The sequence below is a fragment of the Furfurilactobacillus siliginis genome (assembly GCF_001437435.1).
In the GTDB taxonomy this organism is placed as follows: Bacteria; Bacillota; Bacilli; order Lactobacillales; family Lactobacillaceae; genus Furfurilactobacillus; species Furfurilactobacillus siliginis.
This window is the reverse complement of record NZ_JQCB01000050.1, coordinates 1-226: the sequence shown is the minus strand read 5'-3', so window position 1 is coordinate 226 and position 226 is coordinate 1. Positions and strand designations below refer to the sequence as shown.

General features: G+C 41.6%; 1 protein-coding gene. It reads left to right on the top strand.

Annotation, left to right across the window (positions count from 1 at the left end; translation table 11 throughout):
• Positions 1-226, top strand: a 226-nt coding sequence (locus IV55_RS10490) for a hypothetical protein (RefSeq protein ID WP_191979327.1), incomplete at both ends; no start/stop codon positions are given.

Sequence of the window (226 nt, the reverse complement as noted above, 5' to 3'; positions counted from 1 at the left end):
TACTTCACTAAGTGAAAGTCAATCTGGTTCAACTTCATTGAGTGAGAGCCAATCTGGCTCAACTTCATTAAGTGAAAGTCAATCTGGTTCAACTTCATTGAGTGAGAGCCAATCCGGCTCAACTAGCTTGAGTGAGAGCCAATCTGGTTCAACTTCACTAAGTGAGAGCCAATCCGGCTCAACTTCATTAAGTGAAAGTCAATCTGGTTCTACTTCACTAAGTGAA